Raw genomic sequence first — 24,542 nt, forward strand, 5'->3', positions numbered from 1 at the left:
TGGGAGAGGGGCTGGGGGTGAGGGAAAAGATTTAAGCTTGCATTGGGATGCTCCCGTGGAAAATCCAATCCAATGGCAGGATGCCCACAAGAATCATCCTTTAATTCAGCAACGCCAAATATTTACCCTCAAATGCCCCATTAGCTACGGTCAAACTGCGCTAAAATCTTTTCTGCTTGCTTGCATAGTGCTTCGTGATATTCACCATTACTAGCCAGCAAACCTCCCCATTGATTGATATCACCAGTGTTATACTGCAACGGAGCGCCGTCAAAGTGGGTAAACTTCCCACCAGCTTCTGTTAAAATCAGTTCTGGTGCTGCCATATCCCAATCTTTGGGCGCAGACTTACCAGAAAGGGAAATATAGATATCTGCTTGTTGCTCGACAATAGTTGCGATTTTGCAGCCTACACTACCCACAGCTTTCTGATTTTGACAAGGTAAATTTTGTAGCAAGTAATCTAAGCGCTGGTTGCGGTGAGAGCGGCTAACCACTAAGGTTAAATCCTCAACTGGTTTACCTGACGACACTTGTAAAGAAATAGAGCTATCACGAGTTTCTACAAATGTCCCCCCACCTTTGGTAGCGTAATATAACTTTTCTGCCTCTGGCACTGCCACCACTGCTAAAACCGGACGTGTTTCCTTGACTAAAGCAATGTGAACTGCATAGTCCCCAGTTTTTTCAATAAAGTCTCGTGTGCCATCCAAAGGGTCAATTATCCATACCCAAGGGGCGGAAGGGTGTGCGCCTGTAGTTGCCGATTGATAAGTTTCTTCGCTGATGTAAGCAAAATCTTCATTACCCAAAGCTGCTTGTAGCTTCTGCAAAATGTATTGACTCACAGCTACATCAGCAACGGTAACAGGCTCATTTTGTTTATATTGTACCTCTAAGTTAGGGTCTTGTGCGGTGCCGTGGTAATACGATCGCAGTATATCTGCTGCACCCCAACCTATCTCACGAGCGATCGCTAATATTTCTTGTAAACCTTTCATTAATTTAGCCTGAACTAAAAATATGTATAACGTCATTAGTGACGCACAGAGATACTTAGTTTAACTAATTACTAATTCGTAATTCCAAATCTTAAATTACGAATTACGAATTACGAATTACGAATTACGAATTACTTTAATTCCATCCAGCGCCGAGTGCCAAAAAATTTACAGGAATCAGCAGCAATATTAGCTGCCAGCGCCAGCGCATCAGTAAAACTTTCCCTTAAAATATAATCACAAAAAGCACCGTGGAAAATATCTCCAGCCCCTAACGTATCAACCGCGTGTATTTGCGGCACATCTACGATACCAGTTTTAGTGCAACTCAAGTATTCAATTGGTTTTTGTCCGTGGGTAATGGCGATGTAAGGAATATCAAATCCGGCCAGATAGGCAAAAACGTCTTCTCTAGTCTGACAGTTGGGGGGATAAAAATTAGCTGAACAGATGGCATAATCTACAAAGGGCAAAATTTGCTCAAATCCAGGCTTCCAACTGCCACCATCCATTACTACTGGGATATTTTTGGCTTTAGCTGTTTGGGCTATGGAATAACTAACCACCATCTGATGTCCATCAATCAGTATTATATTGACATTTTGGAAAATATCTGATGGGATAGATGCGCTGCTAGCTTGAGTTTTGACAGCATTGATGGAAACCACGGCTCGTTCACCTGTGGCTTGGGTGACAATGATTGACGAGACAGGCGGTGCTAAATCAGTGGTAGGCTCAAGGTCTGCGATCGCAACTTTGTAATTTGCCAAATCACCTCGAATTAGCTGTGTCATTGGGTGAGAACCCACTACACCTAAGACTGTAGCCTGATTGTCTAGATGGCTGAAAGTCACAGCCGCATTTGTTGCTGGGCCACCTGCCGCTACAGTATGGTCAGTAGCAACAATCTTCTGATTATTTTTGGGGGCAGATTCAGCAAGGTAAATCAAATCTAAAGTTACTAAACCTACAAATAACCCACGATGTGATTTTGGATTTTGGATACTTCGACTTACCTCGGCTTCGCTCGGCACAAGTCGCTCAGTACAAGTTTTGGATTTTGGATTATCCATTTCTCATATATATATGCTCGTATAAATGTATAAATTATTGGTCATAGCTCCTAACTCTGCTAATTTTGGATTTTAAATAAAAATCTAAAATCTAAAATCTAAAATCCAAAATTGAATAACTCCTAACTATGCAAACCGATCCAAAACCAAGAACACTTTACGTTGTCGGTACACCCATTGGCAACCTGGAAGATATAACCTTTCGGGCGGTGCGAATTTTGCAGACTGTGGATATCATCGCTGCGGAAGACACCCGTCACACAGGGAAATTATTACAGCATTTTCAAGTTAAAACTCCCCAGGTGAGTTACCACGAACACAATCGTACCAGCCGCATCCCAGAATTATTAGAGCATTTAGTTAACAATAAAGCGATCGCTCTTGTGAGTGATGCTGGAATGCCAGGAATTTCCGATCCTGGATATGAACTGGTGAAAGCCTGCATTGAGGCGGGGATTTCAGTAGTTCCCATTCCTGGCCCTAGTGCAGCAATTACCGCTTTGAGTGCTGCTGGATTACCAACAGATCGGTTTGTCTTTGAAGGCTTTCTCCCGGCGAAAACTCAACAGAGACAAGAACATTTAGAGTCTCTGCAAACAGAATCTCGCACATTGATTTTCTATGAATCGCCCCACCGCTTGCGAGATACTTTACAAGACTTAGCAGACGTTTGGGGAAGCGATCGCCAAATTGTGCTAGGGCGGGAGTTAACAAAATTGTATGAGGAATTTTGGCGGGGGACAATTGCCGAAGCGATCGCTCATTACAGCCAACGAGAACCCCAAGGTGAATATACATTAGTGGTGGCGGGAATTCCAGCCAGTCAGCCCCAACTGACAGAAGAGGAATTGAAAGCCGAATTGAAACTGTTAATTAATCAGGGAATATCACGATCGCAAGCTAGCCGTCAGTTAGCAAAATTTACCTCCCTTCCCCGTCGCCAACTCTATCAACTAGCTCTTTCTTTAGTCCTTACTCCTGAGTCTTGAACCACTAATGAAAAATTACTAGGGCTTACGTAAAACTAGACCCTGTAGGGGCGATTTATGTAGATACAGAGCGGCTTTCCGCAGGATATTGTCCCTAACTGATAATCGGTGAATATTCAAATGATATCTAAAGATTTTTGATTTTAGTTCTCTAGATAGATCGGTAATTTTGTAGACAAACTTTAATATGAAATAGTCGAAGGGAAACGACAAAGAACATTCTCACAAAGGAAAAATTCAATGACTAACATTATTGCTTGGCTGGTTTTGGGTTTAATTGCAGGCGCGTTAGCTAAGTTATTTTATCCAGGAACCCAAGGTGGCGGTATTCTCTCCACCATTATATTAGGAATACTTGGAGCCGTAGTTGGTGGTTATTTGGGTCAAATTTTGCTAGGAAGTGGTTCAGCAGCCGCTGCATCTGTAGGAGCATTATCTCTTGGAAGCATTTTATTTGCTGTTCTGGGTGCTATGCTACTGATTTTCCTGTGGGGTTTACTGACTCGCCGGGCTGTATAATTATCTTCAATTAGCTAATAGTTTTGGGAATCACTTCTAGCTGCAATAAACCGATAAAATGACATTAGAAAAAGAGCGAAGAACTATAGTAGTTTTCGCCAAAAGTTCAGATGCACAATTGGCACTTCAGGAACTAAAAGCTTCTAATTTTCCAATGCACAAAGTTTCTGTAATTGCCAGAAATGCAGGAGAACAAAGTGATATTGCTGGTGTTGAATTTAAAGAGCGCACTAGCAATATATCCTCACTAGATGCTAGACCATTTACTGATAGTGCTTTAGGCGATTTGAATGACTTATTAGCCGATCTAGTCTTCTGGGTAGTTCCTGGTGTAGGCCAAGTCATGGTAGCCGGGGCACAAGCAATAGCGATCGCTACTACTTTAGCAGGTAGTTTACCGGATGTATTGGTAAGGTTAGGAATTTCTCAAGAGCAAGCAGAGGGTTACAGCGATCTGGTCTGTAAAGGTTATTATTTGTTGATGATAACCGGCTTAGACATAGAAATTCGTCTAGCTAAGAGGATTTTTAATCGCCGCGATCTTCAACATTGGGGTGTTTATGAGCCATACTCCACCCCAAATAGTCGCTATAAGCACGCTATTGGTGTTTTTTATACGCATCATGATGTAGCAAGAGCGATGACTGAACTAAGAACTGCTGGTTTTCCCATGAGTCAAGTATCAATCATTGCTAAAATTAACAGTAATATAAGTGATAATATAAGTGATATTATTGGCGTGAATATCAGCAGTTCCCAAGATATCTACCCCACTTTAGGAATTCATAACGATCTAGCCAGATATTATGAGCATCAAGTGGCAATTGGCTATTATCTAGTAGTCATAAAAGGCACTGATATCTACATAGCAGGTGCAAGAGCGATTTTAGAGAGTAATAAGATCCAAGATTTTACTATCCATAGCCAATCTGAAATTGATCCGGCTAGAAGCGATCGCCAGAGTATTACCAACTTCTAGTTAAATTCAATGACGGAAAATTTGAAATTTATAGTAAAAGTATATTTTTTTATATAGACTAATGCTTCGCCTAAGTATAAATAGATCCCAGATCAACAAAACATCCTACATTGAGTTTAGATAAGTTGGCGCGAAAACTAAGTATATTACGAAACGTAAATAGGCTTAAAACCCTTACTAATGACCCTTACGGGTGATGCCTCCCGCACGCTTAGGGCAACGCCAGTCACTCATAGGGGAAACTCCTACAGCCCTTCGGGCATCCTACGGCAGGCAGTAGCTCCAATGTGAGAAAACCGTGCTGGCTCACCAATGACAAATACTTCGGCTTACCTCGACTTCGCCCTTCGGCTACGCTCAGGACAGGCTCGGCACAAGTCGCTCAGTACAAGTGACAAATGACAGCCTGAGCCAGTTAGCTTTAATTGCGCCGACTTACCTAAATAGTTAGAAAATAATCGAAATAAACCACGTCTATCTTGAAACCTGTAGTTCTTCTCCGATGAAAAGGATTTGCCCTCATCCCCCAACCTATCCCCCATATCTGGGATTCAGGGAGCTAGAATTTCAAAGTCCCTCTCCCAGATATGGGAGAGGGATTTAGGGTGAGGGCGAAAACTACGGTTCTCAACTTAGATGAGATTTAGTCTTAAAAACAGAAATAGTTTAAATACCTGCCTGCAATAATGTTTAACCGTTTGAAGATTGGAACCAAGATTGGAGTAAGTTTTGTCCTGAGTTTGGCAACTCTGACCACCATTGGTCTAATCTCCTACCAAAGCACCAACGATCTAATTGAAACTTCGCGCAAAGAAACCCATACTTACCAAGTGCTAAGTCAGCTTGAAGACCTCAATCTGCAACTGACAAATGCTGAAACTGGGCAACGCGGTTACATTATTACGGGTGAACAGCGTTATTTAGAACCTTATAACGCTGCTATTGAATTACTGAATCAAAGAGTCAAAGAACTTCAAAGGTTAACAGCAGATAACCTCAATCAACAAAATCGGCTTGATATTTTGCAGCCATTGCTAACTGAAAGAATGGTTGTAATGAAAGATGTCATTGAGCTACGGCAAAGCCAGGGTTTAGAAGCTTCCCAAAAAGCTGTCCTGACAGACCAGGGTAAGCAGCTAATGGATAAGATTCAGAAAGTTATCCAGGCGATGAAAGCTGAGGAGAATGCACTGCTGAAACAGCGCTCTGAGAGAGCCAGAGCAGCCGCGCGGCAAACGATCGCCAGTATTGTTTATAGTATTCCCTTATTTTCTTTAATCTTAGGTTTGATCGGATTTGTCTTGACCAGACATATCTCAGCGCCTCTAAAGCAAGTTTCTGATTTGGCAGAAAGAATGGCGGATGGGGATTTATCGGTGAGTTTACCAGATAGCGATCGCTACGATGAAATTGGCGTGTTGGCGCGCACCTTCAACCAGATGATCGTTAATCTGCGAAATACAACTCAAAAAAATGAAGAGCAAAACTGGCTAAAGTCTAACTTAGCTGAATTTACCCAGATGCTTCAAGGGCAGCGAAATCTAGAAACCGTATCTCGGATGATCTTGTCGAATTTAGCACCACTGGTTGGAGCATCGCAGGGCGTTTTTTATGCGATGGACTCTACAGACAACCAGCCAGTGCTGAAATTGTTGAGTAGTTATGCTTATAAAGAACGGAAAAATTTAGCAAATCAGTTTCACTTGGGCGAGGGATTGGTGGGACAATGCGCCCTAGAAAAACAAAAAATCCTCCTCACGGAAGTTCCCAGTGACTATATTCGCATCAGTTCCGGCTTGGGAGAAGCACCACCTCTAAATATTATTGTGTTACCTATACTATTTGAGGCGCAGGTAAATGCCGTAATTGAACTTGCCTCTTTTGAGCGTTTTAACCAGTTACATCAGACATTTTTAGAGCAATTGAGTGAAAATCTGGGTGTATTTTTAAATAACATCGCCTCACAAGTGCAAACCCAGCAATTACTTGAAGAGTCTATTACTTTAACAGAAGAACTGCAAACCCAGCAAGAAGAACTACAGCAGAGCAATCAACGTCTAGAAGAACAGGCGCACGAGTTGGAGGAATCACAATTCCTTGTCAAGCAATCTAACGAAGAATTACAACAATTAAATGAGGAGCTAGAAGAAAAGGCAGAATTGTTAGAAGTGCAAAATCAAGAAGTTGCCCGCAAGAATCAGGAAGTTGAACTGGCGAGGCAGTCTTTGGAAGAAAAAGCTGAACAACTAGCGTTGTCTTCCAAATATAAGTCGGAATTTCTGGCGAATATGTCCCACGAATTACGGACACCCCTAAATAGCTTGTTAATTTTAGCAAGACTGTTAGCAGATAATTCTCTAAACAACTTGACCGATAAACAGGTAGAGTACAGCCGGACTATTTACTCGGCTGGCAATGATTTGCTGGAATTGATCAATGACATTCTAGATTTAGCAAAAATTGAGTCGGGTACTATGTCGCTCGATATCGATCAAATTGCTTTTGTAGATTTGGAGACATCTCTAGAACAGACTTTCCGGCAAGTAGCCCACAATAAAGAACTCAGTTTTACTATTGAACTGGACGATCAGTTACCCGCGACAATTTATAACGATTCCAAACGTCTGCAACAAGTGCTGAAAAATCTCCTAGCTAACGCCTTTAAGTTTACTGAACAGGGAGGCGTGAAGTTAGAAATTAGTATGTCTTCTGAGGCAGCCCAAATTGATAATCCGATGATTGCTTTTGCTGTTAGCGATACGGGTATAGGCATTCCAGCCGATAAGCAGAAGATTGTTTTCGAGGCATTTCAGCAGGCAGATGGTACAACTAGCCGCAAGTACGGCGGCACTGGCTTAGGTTTGTCCATCAGCCGCGAATTGGCTCAACTGTTGGGAGGGAGAATTGAACTAATCAGCGAACCAGGACAGGGAAGCATCTTCACTCTTTACATACCCAGACGACAGGAAAAGAATAGTCAAAGTACTTTTACACCCCCTCAGCCAATCACTATCCGCAAAGCATCGACTATAAAAGAAGTGCCTCTGGTAGAAAACAGACCCACTGTGGATACTTCTGCAACCGTGAAAGTACTTACCACCTTTCCCCACGAAATTCCAGATGATCGGGAAATAATTCAACCGGGCGATCGCACTTTGCTAATTATCGAGGATGATGATAAATTCGCCCGCATCTTACTAGATATGGCTCGTGAGCAGGGCTTTAAAGTCATAGTTGCCTTACAGAGCAAACAAGGTCTAGCACTCGCGCAACAGTTTAAGCCCGATGCGATTATGCTAGATATTTATATGCCAGAAATGGATGGTTGGACGGTGCTGGATCGTCTAAAGCATAAACCAGATACTAGGCATATACCAGTACATATACTTTCCGTAGATGAAAGACAGCAACGGGGATTACAGCTAGGAGCCATTACCTATCTCCAAAAACCTGTTTCTCCAGAAGCGCTAACTCAGGTATTGACTGATATTAAAGGCTTTATTGAGCGTCAGGTAAGAAATCTCCTGATCGTAGAAGACGATCCCGTACAAGCCCAAAGTATTATCGAATTGATTGGTAATAGTGATGTCCATAGTACAGCAGTGGGTACGGGAGCAGAAGCGCTGTTGATTTTGCGATCGCAGCACTTTGACTGTATGGTACTGGATCTAGGTCTGCCCGATATGAGCGGGTTTGCACTAATTGAGCAAATTAAGCTTGAACCCAGGCTGTTGAAACTGCCAATTATTGTTTATACCGGCAAAGAACTCAGCCGCCAAGAAGAAACCCGACTGCGGGGATTAGCAGAGACAATTATCATTAAAAATGTGCGATCGCCAGAGCGGTTATTAGACGAAACTGCCTTGTTTTTGCATCGAGTGCAAGCAAATTTGCCCCCACCAAAGCGGCAAATGCTAGAGCAACTACATCAAAATGACCCGGTGCTAGCTAATCGGAAAATCTTGATTGTAGATGATGACTTGCGGAATATTTTTGCCCTCACCAGCTTCTTAGAAAGCTATCAAATGCAAGTGCTGTTTGCCGAAAATGGCAGAGATGGCATAGAGAGACTGCAAACTAATCCTGACATTAATATAGTCTTGATGGATATTATGATGCCGGAAATGGATGGTTACGAAACCACCCGTGCCATCCGCCAGCAACAACAGTTTCGCTCACTACCAATAATTGCTTTAACTGCCAAAGCCATGCCAGGCGATCGGGAAAAGTGCATTGAAGCTGGAGCTTCTGACTATATCACCAAACCTGTAGATACTGAGCAACTACTTTCACTACTCCGGGTTTGGCTGTATAGGTGAGATTATAGCGGTTCTCAGTTGAGTGCAATACAGACCTAACCCCCAGCCCCTTCCCTACAAGGGAAGGGGAGTAAGATTCAAAGCCTCTCTCCTCTTAGGAGAGAGGTTTGGAGAGAGGTCAAACTGTATTGCATCCATTCGAGAACCGCTATATTGTCACTTTGTCAAAGTGAATTTTTTATAACGAACCGCAAAGGACGCGTAGAGCCTTCGGCATAGCTTCGCTTAACGCGCAGCGTCTCGAAGAGAAGGAAGAGAAGAAAGAGAAGGAATAAATTCTACTCAACCCAGAAGCGCTATGTCTATTCCCTATTTTCCATATTCTCATTCAACTTTTGCATAAATTCTTGATGTTCAGTGGCAGCTAAACCTACTTGTAACACAGATAACACTGTTGCCATTTCTCCTGACAGCAAGGCAGATATCGCCAACCACAACCCCGGAAACACCTGACTGCGAATAATTCCCTGCTCATCGGTTGGTAGCGAAACATACTCGTCCGCTTGCAGTTTAAACCAATCCAACTGATTATCTAATGTTCGCCAGACAATATACTCCTGGACTCCATTCCGTCGATAGGTGCGTTTTTTATCATGTAAATCGATAGCTGCACTGCTTGCTGCCACTTCTATCACCAGTTCGGGTGCGCCTTGGATATAATCATCTTCACTAATCAATGCCTGTCTGCCTGGAATGAATAGTACCGCGTCAGGCTGTGGTTCATTATCAGGATCTAAACGCACTGTGGGTTCAATTCCCAAAACAAGGCCAGGGGTTGCCGTTTTATAGTTCCATAACCACCCGATCAAGTCTCCATGTGGTTCGCCATGACTTTTAATTCTCAGTGGCGATGCCATGATATACACAACTCCCTCAACCAGTTCAGCTTTTCTTAAATGCGGCATTGCCTGATAGCGACGCTCAAATTCGCAGCGAGATAAGCGATCGCCATTTTCCAGAGGTAAAACTGAAACCACTTTTTTAGGAGTTGCAACCATCCCTTTATCCTCTCTACCCAAATTGTCCAAACTGAATCAAAGTGTTCTAATTTGGCAGTGCTGCATCCATTTTACCGAATCAAATAAAAACCCACATCGTACCCGATTAAAGGGTCAATGTGGGTAATTTATCCCTGTAACGGGAATGACAGTTAGCGGAACATACTACTGACTGAAGTATCTTCATGAATCCGCCAAATGGTTTCTCCTAAGAGATTAGCCACTGACAGCACCACTAATTGGGGAAAACGATTGTTTTCTGGTATGGGGATCGTATTGGTGACAATGACTTCTTCAAACAAGCCACTGGATAACCGCTCCATTGCAGGTGGAGAGAATACCGCATGAGTTGCACAGGCGTATACCTGACGCGCTCCTTCTTCACGCAGTAATCGCGCCCCTTCTGCGATCGTGCCGCCAGTGTCGATCATGTCATCCACCAACACTGCCGTTTTGCCTTTAACATCGCCGATGACATTTAACACTTCTGCAACATTATGTGCTTGGCGACGTTTGTCAATAATCGCTAGGGGAGCATCATTCAGTTTTTTGGCAAATGCTCTGGCTCGTGCTACACCGCCAACATCGGGGGAAACAACCACAAGGTCGGGTAATTGTTTGCTTGCTAGATAATCCAGCAATACTGGCGAACCGTAAACATGGTCAAAAGGGATATCGAAATAGCCTTGAATTTGCGCCGAGTGTAAATCCATTGCTAGAACGCGGTTGGCACCTGCTTCGGTGATTAAGTTAGCAACCAGCTTGGCAGTGATTGACTCTCGTCCTGCTGTTTTGCGATCGGCACGAGCATAGCCATAGTAGGGAATTACTGCCGTCACCTGTCGTGCAGAAGCTCGACGACAGGCATCAACCATAATCAATAATTCCATCAAATGATCGTTTACGGGTTGACAACATGGCTGAATTAAATAGACATCACAACCCCGGATTGATTCTTGGATTTGAACGTAAAGTTCTCCATCCGCAAATCTTTTGCGAATCATTGGCCCCAAGTCCATCCCTAGATAACGAGCGACTTCTTGAGACAGTTGTAAATTGGCAGAGCCAGAAAACAGCCGCAGGCGATGATTATCAGTCAGTCCTGTTGAAGATGCTTGCACTTTGAAAGTTGCAGAACTAAGAACAGCAGATCCTCTATTTGAATTCATAGCAATATTAGCATTAGAGATTTAATAGATTTAACTGAGAAATAGCCTAAAAAAAACATCTGTGAGTTTTATTAAAGCTTCCATACAAAATTTAAGCATTTCTCCATAAAATTATCATTCGCTAACTGTCTAATTTTCTTTGTAAGCAAACCATTGATAGCTTAACTTATATCAAGTATGTCTAGTAGATGTATAATTAAAATTTTTGATTTGAGACAAATAACCCAAGATATCAAACATTGGTGTACTAGATTGCTTCTTCTAAATACATCATTTATTACTGACAGTAAAGCATTTATAACTTTAAGTGGTATTGAAGTTTGTTCTTAGACAAGGAGCATTTGCAATTAAGTGTTTAAGTTGTATCCTATTATATTCTATGATACTAGCAATAAATAAGTAAACTGGCTCATTTAATTTTAAGTTTTCATTCACACAATAAAATTCCAGAATAGGAGTATTTAAACAAACTCTCATAGTTATAAGTTCGGTGAAAGTCCGACAGGACAGTGCCAAGCTGCGCTAATGTTTTGTTCTCCTACCCCCCACCTCCCCTGCCCCCTGCCCCCCACCTCCTGCCCCCTTCCTCGTGGACAGTTCCCAAAGTTGCATAAGAGACTTGAAACGTGACTTTGCGTATACTCCTAACTGGGGGTATACCCATTAGGTAAGGTAGAATATCGCTGCATATAACTGTGTCGCCTCTCGGACTTAATCTTGGTGGGTGACTTCCTCCTCAGTTGCTATTACACTCAATCAATCGCTCATGCAACCACCCATTACAGTTGGCACTGTCTTGCAAAACCGTTACCGAATAATTCAAATTCTCGGACAAGGAGGATTTGGTAGAACCTATCTGGCAGAAGATCAGAGGCGCTTTAACGAACTGTGCGCGATCAAGGAATTGATTTCAACAGCAACGGGGGCTTTGGCCTGGGAAAAGGCAAAAGAGCTTTTTCACCGAGAAGCTGCCATTTTATATCAAATCGAACATCCACAAGTGCCTAAATTTCGGGAAAGATTTGAGCAAGACCAACGCTTATTTTTAGTGGAGGACTATGTTGCAGGTCAAACCTACCGAGCGATGCTGGCTGAACGTCAAGCTGTTGGTCAAACCTTTACAGAGGCTGAAGTATTGCAGCTGATACAGTTGTTGTTGCCTGTTTTAGAGCATATTCACAGTCGAGGGATCATTCACCGAGATATCTCGCCAGAAAACATTATTTTGCGAGATAGTGACGCTAAACCTGTGTTAATTGACTTTGGGGTGGTAAAGGAACTAGCAACACGTTTACGATCGCCAGAGAGTGCTATGCCAGAAACCACTGTGGGAAAATTAGGCTACTCTCCGAGTGAACAAATGCAGACAGGGGGAGCTTACCCTAGCAGTGACTTGTATACATTAGCGGTAAGCGCGATTGTTTTGCTGACTGGTAAAGAACCAAGGGATCTATTTGATGAAAACCAACTAACTTGGAATTGGCAGCGATGGGTAAAAGTGAGTCCGCGATTTGCTATAGTGTTGAATCGAATGTTGAATCATATACCGAGCGATCGCTATCAAAATGCTGCTAGTGTATCTCAAGCACTACAACCTTTACAGCAAGTCAGTCTTCCTCCCCTGAATACATCGAATTTGCAGACAATGGCTGTTGGTCGCCGTCCTGACTCAGTACCACCAGCTTCGCCGAAGAAACAACCCGATCCGGTGACTCCACCAAGTCTCACTAGTTCAGTCTTGGATAATCCGTTAGCGATCGCGGCAATTGCCACTGCTGTAGTCTTCATCGCCGGATTTGGTTCTTGGGCACTGGTAAGTTCCATCCGAGGTCAGTCAAAACCATCACCAAGTGAGACGCTTCCACAAAATTTCCCTTCACCAGTTATTTCTGGCGGTACTACATTCACATCCACACCTACACCCACCCCTGAGCAACCTATTTCTAAGCGGCTCAATCTGGGAGCGAATAACACAGCCACAGTTACAGATACCATCAAAACAAATCAAATCATCCGGTATACTTTTTTTGGGCAAAAAGGTGACAAGTTAACTGCGTTGATTGACCCAGGAAGCAGCGTATTGCTCACAGTTTTAAGTCCTAATGAACAACCACTTGATAAGAATATCCAGCCAATAACAGCTTATGAAGGCATATTGCTAGTTACTGGTAGATATACTATTGAGTTAACACTGGTTTCAGGAGTTGCCGAAAGCAATTACAACCTCAATGTTTCATTAGAAAAACCAGTCAAACCAATTCCCACAGAGACACCGATTCCAATTCCCACAGAGACACCGATTCCAATTCCTACAGAGACACCGATTCCAATTCCTACAGAGACACCGCTCCCAATTCCTACAGAAACACCCTTCCCAATTCCCCCAGAAACACCCTTCCCAATTCCCACTGAGACACCAATTCCAACTCCGACAACTGGTGAAACGCCAACCTTGCCGCCGATTGATGGAACACAACCATTTTCTGGCCAAAGAAATTAACGCTCTTTTATGACTCTCGTCGGATAAAAATCATCCACTCTTATTTTTAAGGACTTTGATGAATTTAGGTGTAGGTTGGGTTGAGGAACGAAACCCAACACCAACAATCCCTGGTTTTGTTGGGTTTCACTAAAGTTCAAACGCCACTTGCTTCAAGCCGGGAAACCCGGACAACGCAGTGGCTCCCCAACCTACGAATATTTTATTTTTTCGGAGTAATAAAAGAGGGTTAATGTTAAACACACTACTGATTACTGGAACTGATACAGAAGCTGGTAAAACTGTTTTAACTACAGCGTTAGCAGCCTATTGGCAAAAATATTACCCGCAGCGTAGTTGGGGAATCATGAAACCGATTCAATCGGGGATTGGCGATCGCGAATGGTATCAAAAGCTATTTACGCTAGAACAATCCTCAGAGGAAATTACACCCTTGTACTTTGAAGCACCTTTAGCTCCTCCCATCGCCGCCGCACGAGAAAATCGCCAAGTCGATTTAGCTCTTGTGTGGCAAGCTTTGTCTAAGTTGCGATCGCAACGTGATTTTGTACTTATAGAAGCCTTGGGAGGTTTAGGTTCGCCAGTAACTGACGAGTTAACGGTAGCTGATTTAGCAGGGGAATGGCGTTTACCAACGGTATTGGTAGTGCCAGTGAGATTAGGTGCGATCGCTCAAGCAGTGGCAAACGTCGCATTAGCTAGACAATCGCGCATTAATCTTAAAGGCATTGTTCTGAACTGCGTACAACCTCGAACAGATGGAGAAATAGCCGACTGGACACCATATCAATTGATTCAATCACTCACCAACACGCCAGTTTTAGGCTGCTTACCCTATCTAGATAACCTGACTGATTTAGATAAACTTGCTCAAATAGCATCAGATTTAGATTGGGAAACCCTAATATTTAAGAACGATTAAACCTTAATTATTTTCTCCCCAGAGCAATAAAAAAGCATTATGCGGGCTTTAAGTTAATTACTGATTTTTTACGCAGCTACATCCGAAATCAGCAGATAGAGAGTTGTAGTTAGTTGTGAAAATTTACAGGGTTAGAACAATGACAACACTTATTCCCCAATGGAAACTTACTCTTGAATATGATGAAGCGGGTAAACAACAAACTTGGCAATTTTCCGAACAACAGCCAACAAAAAATCCTGACACTATCCGCATCGGTCGTGATAATTTGAGGTGCGATATAGTTTTGCAAGATAATACTGTATCATCTCTTCACGTCGAAATCTTTTTCAATCAACTACAAAATCGCTTTTTTATTAGGAATTTACGAGGATTACAAAATCTTCCTCTCGTAGACGGAGTACTACTGTATCCCGACAAAGAATTTTCTTTATACAATAACAGTGTTATCTGTTTAGGAAAACAGAAACTCAAAGTTACTGATATTTCCATATCTGGAGTTAGCAACCTTGACGCAACTAATTTAGATTATTCACCAAAGCCAGATAAAGAGGAAAATTCTGGGAAAGATACAAAGAAGAATTTCTGGAAAGAGCCAACAGGAATAGCAACAATTATAACTTCAGTCTTTACTCTTGGTGGAGTTATTATAACTTCAGTATTTGCTCTTAGTGGAGTTGTTCTTAGTCAGCAGACAGAGGGAGAAAAAATAAAATTTGAACTAAAAAAAACACAGTATCAAGTGCAGGCTGAACAAAATAAATTAGCACAAGAGCTACTATCTAAAAAACAAGAAAAGGCTGAAGAAAGATTTTATAAACATAAAGCTGAAATTTTAGAAAAGGAAAAACAAAATATAAGCAAGCAAATTACACTGACAAATAAGTGCAATAAAGATATTAATATTGCCGTAAACTTCACCGCTTTAAATGATATAGAGGAAACTAGGGGCTGGAGAGGAATTTCTGCTGGAGAAACTATAAAACCTAGTTATTTTATCCGAAGTGGAACGATATATATACATGCTGAGACTACAGACAGCAAGTATAAATTAAAAGGAAAACATCTCCGCCAAAAGTACGCTATAGAGAGTCATTTTGATTATATTGCTGATGATCTTACTATCCTATTGTCAGGAACTCAGGAACGGATATCGAAAAAATTTCAACTGGAAGATTTTTATAGAGTAGACTTTGCTCAAAATGGGGTTACAACTAAAACATTTACTTGTACAGGAGATAGTTTAGAGTTAAGTTAATTGCATATTAGCTTCTTTAGCTAAAACCTTGACGAAAAAAATCTATTTAATAGAATGAAGCATTAAGTAGTTACTGAAGATTCGTCCAACTCACGTTAAACTGGAAAAATAATCTAAGTTAATTATACTTAAACTAGTTGTATTCATAATGGTTTCTACTTTTCCCAATTCCTCTTCTGTTGATCTATCTCGCATCCGACTAGCAATTCGCTCATTGCAACCGCAATTAGTAGAGTGGCGGCGGCGATTGCATCAACAACCAGAGTTGGGTTTTCAAGAAAAACTGACTGCTGAGTTTGTATCACAAAAGCTGCAAGAGTGGGGAATTGAGCATCAGACTGGCATTGCCCACACTGGCATTGTTGCCACCATCAAAGGTAACAAATTAGGTGCAGAGAAAGTTTTAGCGATTCGGGCGGATATGGATGCTTTGCCAATCCAAGAACTTAACGAAGTGCCCTACAAATCGCAGCATGATGGGGTGATGCACGCTTGTGGACATGATGGACATACAGCGATCGCTTTAGGTACAGCTTACTATCTCCAGCAGCATCGCCAAGACTTCTCCGGTACAGTGAAAATTATCTTTCAGCCAGCAGAAGAATCACCAGGAGGCGCAAAGCCGATGATTGAAGCTGGAGTTCTGAAAAATCCTGATGTTGACGCAATTATTGGTTTGCACTTGTGGAATAATTTACCCTTGGGAACAGTAGGTGTCCGTCCTGGGGCGTTGATGGCTGCTGTGGAGTGCTTTAACTGCACAATTTTGGGCAAAGGTGGACACGGCGCACTACCCCATCAAACTGTTGACTCCGTAGTAGTTGCTGCCCAAATTGTCAATGCTCTGCAAACCATTGTCGCTCGGAATGTTAATCCTATTGATTCAGCTGTGGTAACGGTGGGCGAACTTCATGCTGGAACCAAGCGGAATGTGATTGCTGATACAGCGAGAATGAGTGCTACTGTCAGGTATTTTAATCCTAGTTTGAAAGGCTTTTTCAACCAGCGCGTCGAGCAGATTATTGCTGGAATTTGTCAAAGTCATGGTGCGAATTATGACTTAGAATACTGGTCACTTTATCCACCAGTAATTAATGATATTAAAATGGCAGAATTGGTGCGGACTGTAGCAGAACAAGTGGTAGAAACACCGTTGGGTATTGTGCCAGAATGCCAAACTATGGCTGCTGAAGATATGTCATTTTTCTTGCAAGAGGTTCCTGGTTGCTATTTATTCTTAGGTTCTGCGAATCCAGAAAAAGATTTGGCGTATCCTCATCATCATCCCCGGTTTGATTTTGACGAAACCGCCTTGGGAATGGGTGTGGAAATATTTGTTAGATGCGTGGAGAAGTTTTTTAGTTGAGTGGGTGTAAATTAGCTGTTTTTTACTCTGTTTAATTTACACCCAACTTTCCCAAGAAATTTCTCTGACTTGTCGCATTCGCTCAAAGTCGCTATCAGAGGAAACAAGAGTCAATGAATGACGTAAAACTGTAGCAGCTATCCAGAGGTCATTTTCACTAATGCCTATGGTATTTAGTTTGGTTGTTTTACGTTTATTTTTTTCTTTTGGGCCGAATTGTTTGATAATTTCTGATTTAAAATCACCGTAGATTTCTGTTGTTTCTTTGTCGATCCCGTATAGGTTAATTCGTTTGAGAAATGCATTAATTTTTATTAAATTAGCAGCTTTTTGATGTGAGTTTTGTGACATAAAGTGCAACTCACCAGCAACAATAACACTGGTTGCTAATTGTACCTGACCAAGCGATCGCAAGTGATTTACAACGTTAGGCACACCTTCCATCAAGAAGGAACAGTGATTAGTATCCAAGAGATACATAATTAAAATTCTAGAGGTATCCGACTGTCATGAACTAGTTGCAGGCATTCTCTAATATCTGAACCTTCCCAACTGCCCACAAATTCTAATAAATCTTCAGCAGTAGAACCTGTTAAGGTATGCTCTGTTGTGAGCATCTGAGCAGATTGGCTATCTGAAGATATGCTGTTTGTTTGATGTTTGGCTTGCAAAAATTGCACAAAATCTAAAATTTCCTGTAATAAGGGTTCAGGTAATTTTTCTAGTTCTTGATTAATTTGTTCCTTAGTAGTCATTATTGGCCTTGTGTTTACAAGGTTGAAAAACTGGGTATTGATTTATATGTTGATTGTGACACGCTTTTTGTGAGTTATCGTGGTTGGCGTTGCTGAATAAGCTCACGCAGAGGTGCAGAGAGGAAGATTGAGGTCTTCTGGCTACTGCTGAACTAACTATTGGAGTCGCAAAAGCTACTAATGTGACTTGAAAACTAACTATTGGAGTCGCAAAAGCTACTAATGCGACTGCTTATCTAACTATTGGAGTCGCAAAAGCTACTAATGTGACTTGAAAACTAACTATTGGAGTCGCAAAAGCTACTAATGCGACTGCTTATCTAACTATTGGAGTCGCAAAAGCTACTAATGCGACTGCTTATCTAACTATTGCGTAAGCGTAGCAGGACTTTTGTCCAGGTATCCAAGTCATTAGTTGATTATCTCAGAGACTTGTATTAATTTTTGCATATAGCAATTCTCCTGTGGATGTAATACAGCTTCTCTCAACAAATGTTCTGTAGCTTGCACCCTGACATCTAATAGTGAAGCTGTTATGCTTCAAAAAATATAATATGACGCGATCGCAGAAGTTGTGTTATAAAAACGGGCAAAGTCTTACCAAATACGAAAGTCTTTGCTATGAAGCTTTTTCGTTAAATGCGTAATTTCTACAGCAATGGAATCAAATGCTACTGTAACCAATCAAGCTTTAGCGTTTAATCATCAGTAATCTTTAAAAAATTGAAAAAATAATGTTAAGTATCCCTATTAACTTAAATTTACCTCGTACACCTCATTTAATAACTTCCTTACCTGGGCCTCGCGCTCAAGCAATTGTACAACGCGATCGCGCCGTAACTTCCCCTTCTTATACCCGCGATTACCCGTTAGTTGTATCTCGCGGTCAGGGCTGTATGGTAGAAGATGTGGATGGCAATGTATTTCTGGATATGACCGCAGGTATTGCCGTTACCGCCACCGGACACGCTCACCCGGAAGTCGTCAAAGCAATTCAAGAACAGTCGGCGCGTCTGCTGCACATGTCAGGGACGGATTTTTATTATGAACCGATGGTGGAACTGGCGGAACAACTAGCGATTCGCGCCCCTTTTCCTCAACCACAGAGTAACACTGGGTTTCCCGCAAAAGTATTTTTCACCAATTCCGGGGCAGAGTCAAATGAAGGAGCAATCAAACTAGCTCGATATTACACCAAGCGATCGCTAATTGTGGCTTTCTTAGGAGCATTTCACGGACGCACTTATGGGGCAATGTCTCTTACGGGTTCTAAAGCAGTGCAACGAGCGAATTTTGGGCCTTTAGTTCCTGGGGTAACTCATATCCCCTACGGCACTCACGCCAGCTTAGATTACCTGGAACAACAGCTATTTGGGACAATTTTACCACCGCAAGAAGTAGCCGCGATCGTAGTTGAGCCGATTCAAGGAGAGGGTGGTTATATCGTACCAGAGGATGGTTTTTTAAAACGGATTCGGGATATTTGCGATCGCCACGGTATTCTGATGGTAGTGGATGAAGTGCAAGCGGGAATGGGGCGGACTGGTCGCTTATTTGCGATCGAGCATTGGGGTGTGATGCCTGATATTATTACTACTGCTAAAGGTATCGCCAGTGGTCTACCATTAGGAGCGATACTTGCCAGACCAAAGTTAATGACTTGGCCTCCAGGTTCTCACGCTACCACATTTGGCGGTAATCCCGTAGCTTGTGCTGCTGGTATTGCCACACTGCGACTGCTGGAAAGTGGTTTGATGACCAACGCTACCCAGATGGGAGAATTATTACAAGCTAGTCTTACCGAGTTACATCAAAAATTTCCGAGAGTATCGCCGCCACGAGGTAAAGGTTTGATGGTAGCCGTGGATTTATGGGATGAACAGGGTAATCTCGATCATAAATTGCGCGATCGCATTATTCAAGAAGCTTTTTTACGCGGTTTATTATTGCTAGGTTGCGGTAAAGCAGCAATTCGTTTCTGTCCCCCTCTAGTTATCGACAGCGACCAAATTCAGATAGCCCTTCAGATTATCAGTGAGATTTTAATACCAATTTAATGTGAGGTTGCACATATCTCGATCCCCCTAAATCCACGCCACTTGCTTCATTACAGCGCAACTCTTGGAGACGCTTTGCGCTAAGCGAAGCTATGCCGAAGGCTTTACGCGCATCCTGCGGCGGGGGAGACCCCTGTTCCCGCAGTGGCTCCCCGATAAATTGGGGGGTTGGGGGGATCAAAATGTGGGGCAACTCTCCAAGACTTGTGTGTACACCTCCGAAGCAAAGAGGGGAGCAAAAAGCTGAATTTTCGTTCAAGTCTCTCCCTCTCCGACTCGGAGAGGGACGGTTTTGCGTAGTAAAACCAGGGAGAGGTTTCTAGACAATTAGGGGACTAATCAGGAATTTCGCGGAGATTGAGTGTTAACCAACAGAAAGTAGTATACTTTTCTGGGTTCGCCTAAAGTTATCAAAAAGTTTCGTCTAAAAACCAAGAATTTTGGGGTTGCTCTAATGCTAAGTCCTGTAGTCACAGTCAGTATCTTTCAAAAACAACCCGACCCTAAAGGATTTTCGGCAGGTGAAGTCATCTTTGAAGAAGGACAGCCTGGCGATCAAATGTACGGCATTCTGGAAGGAACAGTGGATATATTAGTCAATGGCAAGGTTGTAGAAACCATTGATACAGGCGAAGTTTTTGGTATCGGGGTACTTGTAGGAGTCCAAAATAGAACTTATACAGCTGTTGCCAAGGTGGATACCAAACTGGGTTTCCTTGATGAGAAAAAGTTTCTCTTTGCCGTTCAGGAAACACCTATGTTTGCCCTAAAGGTGATGAAAAGTTACTCAGAGCGTCTGAGTCGCTTGCAACATCTGCTCTAAACCTCAGTCAGCAGAAGTGCCAAAATTAATCAGAATCTGCCACTAATTTTAAACCTCATCTAAGTTGAGAAGCGTAGTTTTCGCCCTCACCCTAAATCCCTCTCCCAAATCCTACCGTGTATACACAAGTCTTTGAGAGTTGCCCCATAAGCTTTTGATCCCCCCAACCCCCCTTAAAAAGGCTACCGTGTACACACAAGTGACTTATTTTGCTCAAAGCGCTCCCAGACCTAACCCCCAGCCCCTTCCCTGCGAGGGAAGGGGAGTAAGATTCAAAGCCCCTCTCCGCGTCGGAGAGGGGTTTGGGGAGAGGTCTGCTGACTTGTGTATACACGGTAGCTCCCAGATTTGGGAGAGGGACTTTGAAATTCTAGCTTCCCGAATCCCAGATATGGGGGATAGGTTGGGGGATGAGGGCAAATCCTTAATCTAAAATTGTTTGACTCTTAATTTATATAAAGTGAAAGGTGCAAAATTTACCGGAGGTAGTAATGGCGCGTAAACGGTTGATTATTGAGATGGGGATGGGAATAGATCAACATGGACAAGATCCAACAGTAGCAGCATCTAGGGCAGTAAGAAATGCGATCGCTCACAATGCTTTACCTGGTGTTTGGGAAGTTGCAGGTTTAAGTCATCCCAATGAAATGATTATAGAGGTTCAGGTAGCAGTGCCATATCCAGAACAAGTTAGAGAAGAAGAGGTACTAGCTGTACTACCATTTGGTCGAAAAACTCTGACCGTAGAATCTGGGGGGATGATAGTTCAAGGGCGGGCCATTCCCGAACTCCATGATAAAAATGATGAAATGTTGATTGCGATCGCAGCTGTTACAGTTCTAATCGAAAATGAGTAGTTGAGCTAAAAACCGCAACGTTTATTTCATGAAATGACGATTAGCTGTGTTTAATTACTTGGTGATTGTTAGCCATTGCTGTAAAAAAGCTAGCATCTACACATTGTCGGGAAATTTCAAAAGCTTCAAAATAGCCATCTTTTTGACCTAACTCTCGTGCCCAAAAACGAGATAAAACTAGTATAGCATCAAGTTGCATAAATGCTTTGTTTAGTTCTGATTCATAACAGCCGATAGCTGCCACTTTTTCCTCAATTACAGAAGTAATATCCACAAAAAAGTTGGGTTCAAAACCACGCAAAAAAACAGGCGGGGCTGAATACCACAAAGTTATATTTTTACGGGTGGCAACATTAGAAACTGCGATCGCACACACTTCATGATCTCTATGTCCATATTTTTCAGGTTGTGGTGCATGAGTAATAATCAGATCCGGTTGCCAGCGCCCAATAGCTTCTTCAGTAACTTTAATCACTGCTTGAGTCGAAAAATTATATTCCTCAAGTGCATAAAACTCATAAGTTGCACCGATGATTTTACCTGCTGCATCTGCCTCTTGATGACGTGTACCCTTAATAGGCGAACTGGAAAGATTTCCATCAGTCAAAATTAAGCAACGAATATTCCATCCTGCCTTAGACATCAGACTGAGAGTGCCAGCAGCAGGTAGAACTTCATCATCAGCGTGAGCATAAATTGTTAAGACAGTTCTTTGACCAAAGTTGTTTGAATATGAATCAATGTTCATGGCTATGTTTTCTAGATTAGATTTATCAAGCAATTTTAGATTTTAGACTTCGGCGTGAGCGCTCAGTCGAATGCTTTTTCCTTCAATCCAAAATCTAAAATTGGCATAGTTAGGAGTCAGTAGCCAGTAGTTTTTCTGTTATTACCCTCTTAAACCTTTTTTGGAGGCTGCCAAACAGATGCACGGATAATAGCCCACAAAAGTAACAAGTTATAGATAGCCCATGCACCATTAATTAGGTGAAGCCAAGGATTATTTAGATGACCAATTGCAAATTGGTAAAGGCTCCATATCATTCCTAGAATAGTGAGGGTAAAGATAAGTATTTGGGGCCAAACTAGTTGGAGATACATTCCAGATTGCCTCAGTTTAGGTGTTACTTGGAATTTGAGTTTACTCCCAAAGAATACGGTTAATATGGCTTGAATGAATAAGGGGAATAAAGCGATCGTGTATTGTTCGGATCGCCAAATTTCTCTGGCAGGAATGCCCCAAGTAGCAGTCATGGCAGTTAAACGGTTGATAATAAAAACGGGGAAAAAGTGGATGGCAAAATCAGACCCGTAGCTTTTAACTGGAACGATGTCTGTGAAGAAATAGATGATTGGGCAACAAAGAAAAACAAGAGTAGAAAAGCCACAGAAATAGCTATACATTGTCTTAAAGTAATGCAATCGTTGCCAAAATGTTAGCCCTGATTTTGTGAATGGATTCTCTCTCAGTAGTACTTGGATAGTACCTTGTGCCCAGCGTAGTCGCTGTTTTAAGGTAGATTTTAAGTCATCTGGTGCTAAACCTTCTGCTAAAAGTTCACGGTGATAAATAGATTTCCAGCCAGCACTATGCAGACGCATCGCTGTATTCATATCTTCTGTAATACTGTTGCTAGATAGACCAGCAATTAATTGAAATTCATTTAAACGTTTTTCATCTTTGGCAAACTCATCAGCAAAATGTTGTAGTCCAACACTAATAAGTGCTTCCCGCCTCAGAATCGCATTTGTGCCTGTATAAAAAGCGGCATTCATGCCATCTTTGCCTTGTTGGAGTGGCCCATAAAATAAATTTGCTCGATGTCCAAAGGGATCACCCGGAGGAATATTGTAAAAATCTTGGGGTGTCTGGACAAAAGCAATTTGATTCTGGTCGTATTTCCCGATGAAAAGATTATAGGTATAGAAATAAGGCAGAACTCGCTTAATAAATTGTGGCTTGGGAATATGGTCAGCATCTAGGGTAAGAATAAACTCTCCTGAAGTTTCTCCAGAAAAAATCGCGTAATTGAGGTTCCCAGCTTTAGCGTGGTGGGGTACACCAGCTGGTTTGGGACGAGCAATGTAACGAAAACGAGCGAGTTCAACTAGTTCTAGTTCTTTGTTGCGAATAGCTTCTTCTAAAGCTTTCCGTTCGGTAGTTAAGCGATCGCGTAGCGTCTTTGCAGGAGAATCGCTAATAGTATGATGTTCTGGTGGTAGCCAAAGAATAAGCGATCGCAAACTTTGCACAAATCCAGCCGCATCATTAACTACTGATTCTGATGATGCTTGCAACCATTGTTCAGCAGCTTGAGTATTAGGTGTCAGATTTTCCAGTTGCTTTAAGCGCTCCAACAAACAAGAATGTTCTGCATCAATCCGTTCTGCTTCTAGTCGTAATTGTGGTGACTGCAAATCCTCAATACACAATCTTTCTGTCATCGTTCGCATATCAGCCGAGTTACCATCATCCAGCACAAAAACACGTAACTTTATTGGCGGATAATCCATTGCAAGAGCAGCTTTGGCAGTTTCTTCGACAATTTCCGGCGGCTCGTTGTAACAGGTTACAAAGACATCCACTGTTGGCCAGTCTGATCTAGGTAGAGGTGGGGTCATCTGGTCGAGAGACTTAACCTGTCGCACTAAAGGTCGCCATAACCCAATTACAAACATTACGCCGCCGAAATAGCTATAAATTTCTGCTATCAGCAAAGGAATAGAGATCCACAGCGCATCAAAATTGATGGAATGGGTGATGCGCCATTGCAAATACCAGATCCCAAAAATTAAATTGATTTCTGCCAGATAACGAAATAACAGCGTTCTTTTTTTGAGTGATGAGCGGCTGTTACCGGAAAAGTGTACGGAATTATCAATAGTAGAACCTGAAGTCATCTTAGTACCAGTAGTTAATGTATCTACATCCCCTCAAAACAAGTATTCCCTAGTTC

19 protein-coding genes are annotated in these 24,542 nt (G+C 42.2%); 11 read left to right on the plus strand and 8 right to left on the minus strand.

Annotated features, from left to right (window positions below):
- Window positions 1-140 precede the first annotated feature (140 nt).
- Window positions 141-1,001 carry a 3'(2'),5'-bisphosphate nucleotidase CysQ gene (locus HWQ36_RS11500; protein ID WP_292702181.1) on the minus strand — a complete coding sequence of 287 codons (861 nt, stop codon included), beginning with the start codon at window positions 999-1,001 and terminating at the stop codon, window positions 141-143.
- 131 nt (window positions 1,002-1,132) lie between these two features.
- Window positions 1,133-2,005 carry a sugar kinase gene (locus tag HWQ36_RS11505; RefSeq protein WP_292702320.1) on the minus strand — a complete coding sequence of 291 codons (873 nt, stop codon included), beginning with the start codon at window positions 2,003-2,005 and terminating at the stop codon, window positions 1,133-1,135.
- A gap of 197 nt (window positions 2,006-2,202) precedes the next feature.
- On the opposite strand from HWQ36_RS11505, the gene rsmI reads away from it, so the two are divergent.
- The 4 genes from rsmI (at window position 2,203) to HWQ36_RS11525 (ending at window position 8,880) form a co-directional block, all read left to right on the plus strand.
- Complete coding sequence (gene rsmI, locus HWQ36_RS11510; RefSeq protein ID WP_292702183.1) at window positions 2,203-3,063, plus strand: 16S rRNA (cytidine(1402)-2'-O)-methyltransferase; 861 nt, start codon at window positions 2,203-2,205, stop codon at window positions 3,061-3,063.
- A gap of 240 nt (window positions 3,064-3,303) precedes the next feature.
- On the plus strand, window positions 3,304-3,582 hold the full coding sequence (locus HWQ36_RS11515) for a GlsB/YeaQ/YmgE family stress response membrane protein (RefSeq protein ID WP_292702186.1): 279 nt from the start codon (window positions 3,304-3,306) through the stop codon (window positions 3,580-3,582).
- Between the two features lie 58 nt (window positions 3,583-3,640).
- Window positions 3,641-4,561 carry a hypothetical protein gene (locus HWQ36_RS11520; RefSeq protein WP_292702189.1) on the plus strand — a complete coding sequence of 307 codons (921 nt, stop codon included), beginning with the start codon at window positions 3,641-3,643 and terminating at the stop codon, window positions 4,559-4,561.
- Window positions 4,562-5,247: 686 nt separating this feature from the next.
- Window positions 5,248-8,880: a response regulator gene (locus tag HWQ36_RS11525; RefSeq protein ID WP_292702191.1), complete on the plus strand. Its 3,633-nt coding sequence runs from the start codon at window positions 5,248-5,250 to the stop codon at window positions 8,878-8,880.
- A gap of 302 nt (window positions 8,881-9,182) precedes the next feature.
- Here HWQ36_RS11525 and HWQ36_RS11530 read toward each other — a convergent pair whose 3' ends face one another.
- The gene (locus tag HWQ36_RS11530; RefSeq protein ID WP_292702194.1) at window positions 9,183-9,878 is read right to left on the minus strand and encodes a Uma2 family endonuclease; all 696 of its coding nucleotides are present in this window, start codon (window positions 9,876-9,878) and stop codon (window positions 9,183-9,185) included.
- Between the two features lie 152 nt (window positions 9,879-10,030).
- Window positions 10,031-11,047 (minus strand): ribose-phosphate pyrophosphokinase, encoded by a 1,017-nt coding sequence (locus HWQ36_RS11535; protein ID WP_292702196.1) that lies wholly within the window; start codon window positions 11,045-11,047, stop codon window positions 10,031-10,033.
- 766 nt (window positions 11,048-11,813) lie between these two features.
- Between HWQ36_RS11535 and HWQ36_RS11540 the strand changes: the two genes are divergently transcribed.
- The 4 genes from HWQ36_RS11540 to HWQ36_RS11555 all read left to right on the plus strand — a co-directional run bounded on the left by HWQ36_RS11540 (window position 11,814) and on the right by HWQ36_RS11555 (window position 17,093).
- Complete coding sequence (locus tag HWQ36_RS11540) at window positions 11,814-13,547, plus strand: serine/threonine-protein kinase (RefSeq protein WP_292702198.1); 1,734 nt, start codon at window positions 11,814-11,816, stop codon at window positions 13,545-13,547.
- Between the two features lie 232 nt (window positions 13,548-13,779).
- Window positions 13,780-14,469 (plus strand): dethiobiotin synthase, encoded by a 690-nt coding sequence (bioD, locus tag HWQ36_RS11545; RefSeq protein ID WP_292702201.1) that lies wholly within the window; start codon window positions 13,780-13,782, stop codon window positions 14,467-14,469.
- 139 nt (window positions 14,470-14,608) lie between these two features.
- Window positions 14,609-15,727, plus strand: a complete 1,119-nt coding sequence (locus HWQ36_RS11550) for an FHA domain-containing protein (protein ID WP_292702203.1) — start codon at window positions 14,609-14,611, stop codon at window positions 15,725-15,727.
- A gap of 148 nt (window positions 15,728-15,875) precedes the next feature.
- Window positions 15,876-17,093 carry a M20 family metallopeptidase gene (locus tag HWQ36_RS11555; RefSeq protein ID WP_292702205.1) on the plus strand — a complete coding sequence of 406 codons (1,218 nt, stop codon included), beginning with the start codon at window positions 15,876-15,878 and terminating at the stop codon, window positions 17,091-17,093.
- A gap of 36 nt (window positions 17,094-17,129) precedes the next feature.
- Here HWQ36_RS11555 and HWQ36_RS11560 read toward each other — a convergent pair whose 3' ends face one another.
- A complete protein-coding gene (locus HWQ36_RS11560; RefSeq protein ID WP_292702207.1) occupies window positions 17,130-17,573 on the minus strand; it encodes a type II toxin-antitoxin system VapC family toxin in 444 nt (147 codons plus the stop codon).
- A 2-nt stretch (window positions 17,574-17,575) separates the two neighbouring features.
- Window positions 17,576-17,848 (minus strand): DUF2281 domain-containing protein, encoded by a 273-nt coding sequence (locus tag HWQ36_RS11565; RefSeq protein ID WP_181929844.1) that lies wholly within the window; start codon window positions 17,846-17,848, stop codon window positions 17,576-17,578.
- 734 nt (window positions 17,849-18,582) lie between these two features.
- On the opposite strand from HWQ36_RS11565, the gene HWQ36_RS11570 reads away from it, so the two are divergent.
- The 3 genes from HWQ36_RS11570 (at window position 18,583) to HWQ36_RS11580 (ending at window position 21,585) form a co-directional block, all read left to right on the plus strand.
- A complete protein-coding gene (locus HWQ36_RS11570; protein ID WP_292702212.1) occupies window positions 18,583-19,905 on the plus strand; it encodes an acetyl ornithine aminotransferase family protein in 1,323 nt (440 codons plus the stop codon).
- 454 nt (window positions 19,906-20,359) lie between these two features.
- Window positions 20,360-20,728 carry a Crp/Fnr family transcriptional regulator gene (locus HWQ36_RS11575; protein WP_292702213.1) on the plus strand — a complete coding sequence of 123 codons (369 nt, stop codon included), beginning with the start codon at window positions 20,360-20,362 and terminating at the stop codon, window positions 20,726-20,728.
- Between the two features lie 491 nt (window positions 20,729-21,219).
- A complete protein-coding gene (locus tag HWQ36_RS11580) occupies window positions 21,220-21,585 on the plus strand; it encodes a Lin0512 family protein (RefSeq protein ID WP_292702323.1) in 366 nt (121 codons plus the stop codon).
- A 40-nt stretch (window positions 21,586-21,625) separates the two neighbouring features.
- Here the strand turns inward: HWQ36_RS11580 and HWQ36_RS11585 are convergent, their stop codons facing one another.
- Together HWQ36_RS11585 and HWQ36_RS11590 are read right to left on the minus strand one after the other, a co-directional pair.
- A complete protein-coding gene (locus HWQ36_RS11585; RefSeq protein WP_292702215.1) occupies window positions 21,626-22,333 on the minus strand; it encodes a PIG-L deacetylase family protein in 708 nt (235 codons plus the stop codon).
- Between the two features lie 149 nt (window positions 22,334-22,482).
- Window positions 22,483-24,486 (minus strand): glycosyltransferase, encoded by a 2,004-nt coding sequence (locus tag HWQ36_RS11590; protein ID WP_292702218.1) that lies wholly within the window; start codon window positions 24,484-24,486, stop codon window positions 22,483-22,485.
- Window positions 24,487-24,542 lie beyond the last annotated feature (56 nt).

This window comes from Nostoc sp. NMS2 (assembly GCF_017115105.1).
GTDB lineage: Bacteria > Cyanobacteriota > Cyanobacteriia > Cyanobacteriales > Nostocaceae > Nostoc.

Excerpts from the sequence above, each read along its gene's own strand:
- HWQ36_RS11500 (WP_292702181.1), bottom strand. The coding sequence starts at position 1,001 with ATGAAAGGTTTACAAGAAATATTAGCGATCGCTCGTGAGATAGGTTGG.
- rsmI (WP_292702183.1), top strand. The coding sequence starts at position 2,203 with ATGCAAACCGATCCAAAACCAAGAACACTTTACGTTGTCGGTACACCC.
- HWQ36_RS11515 (WP_292702186.1), top strand. The coding sequence starts at position 3,304 with ATGACTAACATTATTGCTTGGCTGGTTTTGGGTTTAATTGCAGGCGCG.
- HWQ36_RS11520 (WP_292702189.1), top strand. The coding sequence starts at position 3,641 with ATGACATTAGAAAAAGAGCGAAGAACTATAGTAGTTTTCGCCAAAAGT.
- HWQ36_RS11525 (WP_292702191.1), top strand. The coding sequence starts at position 5,248 with ATGTTTAACCGTTTGAAGATTGGAACCAAGATTGGAGTAAGTTTTGTC.
- HWQ36_RS11530 (WP_292702194.1), bottom strand. The coding sequence starts at position 9,878 with ATGGTTGCAACTCCTAAAAAAGTGGTTTCAGTTTTACCTCTGGAAAAT.
- HWQ36_RS11535 (WP_292702196.1), bottom strand. The coding sequence starts at position 11,047 with ATGAATTCAAATAGAGGATCTGCTGTTCTTAGTTCTGCAACTTTCAAA.
- HWQ36_RS11540 (WP_292702198.1), top strand. The coding sequence starts at position 11,814 with ATGCAACCACCCATTACAGTTGGCACTGTCTTGCAAAACCGTTACCGA.
- bioD (WP_292702201.1), top strand. The coding sequence starts at position 13,780 with ATGTTAAACACACTACTGATTACTGGAACTGATACAGAAGCTGGTAAA.
- HWQ36_RS11550 (WP_292702203.1), top strand. The coding sequence starts at position 14,609 with ATGACAACACTTATTCCCCAATGGAAACTTACTCTTGAATATGATGAA.
- HWQ36_RS11555 (WP_292702205.1), top strand. The coding sequence starts at position 15,876 with ATGGTTTCTACTTTTCCCAATTCCTCTTCTGTTGATCTATCTCGCATC.
- HWQ36_RS11560 (WP_292702207.1), bottom strand. The coding sequence starts at position 17,573 with ATGTATCTCTTGGATACTAATCACTGTTCCTTCTTGATGGAAGGTGTG.
- HWQ36_RS11565 (WP_181929844.1), bottom strand. The coding sequence starts at position 17,848 with ATGACTACTAAGGAACAAATTAATCAAGAACTAGAAAAATTACCTGAA.
- HWQ36_RS11570 (WP_292702212.1), top strand. The coding sequence starts at position 18,583 with ATGTTAAGTATCCCTATTAACTTAAATTTACCTCGTACACCTCATTTA.
- HWQ36_RS11575 (WP_292702213.1), top strand. The coding sequence starts at position 20,360 with ATGCTAAGTCCTGTAGTCACAGTCAGTATCTTTCAAAAACAACCCGAC.
- HWQ36_RS11580 (WP_292702323.1), top strand. The coding sequence starts at position 21,220 with ATGGCGCGTAAACGGTTGATTATTGAGATGGGGATGGGAATAGATCAA.
- HWQ36_RS11585 (WP_292702215.1), bottom strand. The coding sequence starts at position 22,333 with ATGAACATTGATTCATATTCAAACAACTTTGGTCAAAGAACTGTCTTA.
- HWQ36_RS11590 (WP_292702218.1), bottom strand. The coding sequence starts at position 24,486 with ATGACTTCAGGTTCTACTATTGATAATTCCGTACACTTTTCCGGTAAC.